The organism is Mycobacterium sp., from assembly GCF_040509115.1.
GTDB lineage: Bacteria > Actinomycetota > Actinomycetes > Mycobacteriales > Mycobacteriaceae > Mycobacterium.
Genome location: NZ_JBEVLO010000111.1, coordinates 1 through 3,021, shown reverse-complemented (window position 1 = coordinate 3,021; position 3,021 = coordinate 1). Strand labels below are relative to the sequence as shown.

The 3,021-nt window shown below is 66.6% G+C and carries 3 protein-coding genes; 2 read left to right on the top strand and 1 reads right to left on the bottom strand.

Going from position 1 to position 3,021, the window contains the following annotated elements; genetic code table 11:
* A partial coding sequence (locus ABW137_RS08885; RefSeq protein WP_526398981.1) for an SDR family NAD(P)-dependent oxidoreductase occupies positions 1–468 on the top strand: 468 nt, incomplete at its 5' end.
* 195 nt (positions 469–663) lie between these two features.
* On the opposite strand, the gene ABW137_RS08880 is transcribed toward ABW137_RS08885, so the two are convergent.
* A complete protein-coding gene (locus ABW137_RS08880) occupies positions 664–1,545 on the bottom strand; it encodes a LysR family transcriptional regulator (protein WP_526398979.1) in 882 nt (293 codons plus the stop codon).
* Between the two features lie 137 nt (positions 1,546–1,682).
* Here ABW137_RS08880 and gabT point away from each other — a divergent pair, with 137 nt between their 5' ends.
* A complete protein-coding gene (gene gabT, locus ABW137_RS08875; RefSeq protein ID WP_526398977.1) occupies positions 1,683–3,014 on the top strand; it encodes a 4-aminobutyrate--2-oxoglutarate transaminase in 1,332 nt (443 codons plus the stop codon).
* Positions 3,015–3,021: the final 7 nt, after the last annotated feature.

Sequence of the window (3,021 nt, the reverse complement as noted above, 5' to 3'; positions counted from 1 at the left end):
GCCCGCGGGAACGGGTGGATCGTCAACGTGTCCTCGGTGGCCGGGCTTCTGGCGGCGCCCGGATTCGGCTACTACAGCGCGACGAAGTACGCCATCGAAGCCGTCACCGATGCGCTGCGCGACGAGGTCGCCGCGCAGGGCATCTCCGTGTTGGCGGTCGAACCAGGAGCTTTCCGCACGAACGCCTACGCCGGCTTCGCGAACGAACCCGTCGCGGAGACGATTCCGCAGTATCACGACATGCTGGAGCAGGTCCGCGCCGCATTCGTCGAGATGGACGGGGCGCAACCCGGTGATCCACGCCGCGGCGCCCGTGCGGTGATCGAGGCGATGGCCCAAGATCCGCCGCCCCGTCGGCTGGTCCTCGGCAGTGGCGGTTACGACGCCGTGATCGATGCGCTGGAGAGCAACTTGGCTGGCATCCGGACCAATGAAACTCTCTCTCGCAGCGCGGATTTCCCCACCTAGCCCGCCGTCGGATCGGGACCGAACCCTGCCAGCCGGTATCGGTGCGCCAGCTGGCAGGGTTGGGGTGTCGCGCGGCCCCACCAGGCAGGTCTCGATGATCGGCCTCGTGGCGGCCAGCGCGTCGCGTGTGTGTGCCTGTGACTTGTCACGTGCGATGTCCACCGTCGACGTTCTGAGCTGGCCCAATGGACCCTCTCATGCCGGAGACCCATAGTGATGATCGACGTGTCTGGCGAGTCGGCGGGCGATCGCAGCAAGCGTGGAGTGTGCGGGGTGGTCGGGGTCCCACCCTGCGAAGAGATGGATGTTCATTAGACCGCCGCCTGCTCGTATTCTTGTTCGAGCCAGGTCGAACCGCGGGTCATCGGTGACGATCGCTATCCCGCGCCCTGCAGCGGCGAGCGCCTGGGCCACGGCACCGCTGCTGGCTTCGATGTCAACGCTGACTGCCTGGTGGGTGTGCTGGACGGCAGCATCGAACGCCTGCCGCGCGCTGAAAGCCGTTGGCAACGAGATGATCGTCTCGACTTTGAGGGCAGTGAGGGTGATTTCTTTCTTTGCGGCCCAACGGTGAGCCTTGGGGAGGTACGCCCATACCGGGAGGACGCCAATGGCCATTGAATCCATTGCGTCAACCGGGCGGCCGTTGGTGATGACGAGATCAGCCCCGGCGCGCAGTGCCGAGCGTGCCTCGTAGCCGTCGCAGGCGAACGCCGATGGTGTGGGGTCGGTGTGTGCGAGGGTGGCAATGAACGGAGCGACGACCTCGGCCAGCGTGGTGGCGGGCGCGGCGAGCGTGATCCGATCGAGCCGTCCGGTCAAGAGCACCTTGGCGGCGAGGCCCAATTGCTCAGCGTCGCCCAGTATCTGGTGAACGCGCGGCAGCAGGGCTCGACCGGCGGCCGACAGGCTGAGCCGTCCGGCACTTCGCTCGAATAGCGCTACTCCCAGGTCTCGTTCGAGTTGGCGCAGCTGTCGCGACAGGCCGGGTTGGGTAACGTGGAGGGCTTCCGCCGCGGCGCTGACCGTGCCGGCCTCGGCCACCTGGGCGAAGTACCGCAGTGTGCGAAGCTCCATGACACATCCCCAATCGTATGGGTCCTAATTATGCCTGCCGGGCATGGCTTGCTTGCCATGCCGGTATTGGACGGCATGGCTTGGGCGGGACATTCTTGAGCGACTCGATCAGAGACCGGCCAACTACGGAGACCGCCATGCCCGTTCGCACCCGCCCGCATCGTTTGACCACGTCCGTCCCAGGGCCGCTGTCCGAGCGCCTTGGCGCGCGCAAGAGTGCGGCGGTCGCCGATGGCGTGTCCACGACGTTGCCGGCATTCATCGATCACGCCACCACCGGCGGCATCGTCATCGACGTCGACGGTAACGCGTTGATCGACCTGGGCTCGGGGATCGCGGTGACCAGCGTGGGCAACAGTGCGCCGCGCGTCGTCGCCGCCGTCAAGGCGCAGGTGGAACGGTTCACCCACACCTGTTTCATGGTGTCGCCCTACGAGGGTTACGTGGCGGTGGCCGAGGTCCTCAACGCGCTGACCCCGGGGGACCACGACAAGCGCAGCGCACTGTTCAACTCCGGCGCGGAAGCGGTAGAGAACGCCATCAAGGTGGCCCGCCACCACACCCAACGCACCGGTGTCGTGGCGTTCACCCACGCCTATCACGGTCGCACCAACCTGACGATGGCGTTGACCGCAAAGAACATGCCCTACAAACACGGTTTTGGCCCATTTGCCCCGGCCGTGCATCGCGCCCCGCTGTCGTATCCACTGCGCGACGGCGCCGAATTCACCGGCCGACAGGCCGCCGATCGCGCGATCGCGCACATCGAATCGTCGGTGGACGTCGCGGAACTCGCGGCGATGATCATCGAGCCCATTCCGGGCGAGGGCGGCTTCATCGAGCCAGCACCGGGATTCCTTCCTGCACTGTCGCATTGGTGCCACGACAACGGTGTGGTGTTCATTGCCGATGAGGTGCAGACCGGCTTCGCCCGGACCGGCGCCATGTTCGCCTGCGAGCACGAGGGGCTCGTTCCCGACCTGATCGTGACCGCCAAGGGCATCGCCGGTGGCCTGCCTCTGGCGGCTGTCACCGGCACCGCGGCCATCATGAACTCTGTCCACGCGGGTGGCCTGGGGGGCACTTACGGCGGAAACCCCATCGCATGTGCCGCGGCGCTGGCTGCCATCGAGACGATCCATGCCGACGGCCTGCTGGGCAAGGCGGTGCGTATCGAAGAACTCATGAAGCAACGATTGCACGCGGTGCAGTCCACAGACTCCCGGATCGGGCAGGTGCGGGGCCGCGGAGCGATGATCGCCGTCGAGCTGGTCGAATCCGGCACCCTCACACCGGATCCCGTGCTGACCGCCGCGGTGGCGGCGGAGGCGCGACGCCACGGGGTGATCGTGTTGACCTGCGGCACCGACAACAACGTGTTGCGCTTCCTGCCCCCACTGACCATCAGCGAGGACCTGCTGGACGAGGCGCTCGACGTCATCGCTTTCGCGTTCGAGGTGACCCGATGACCCAGGT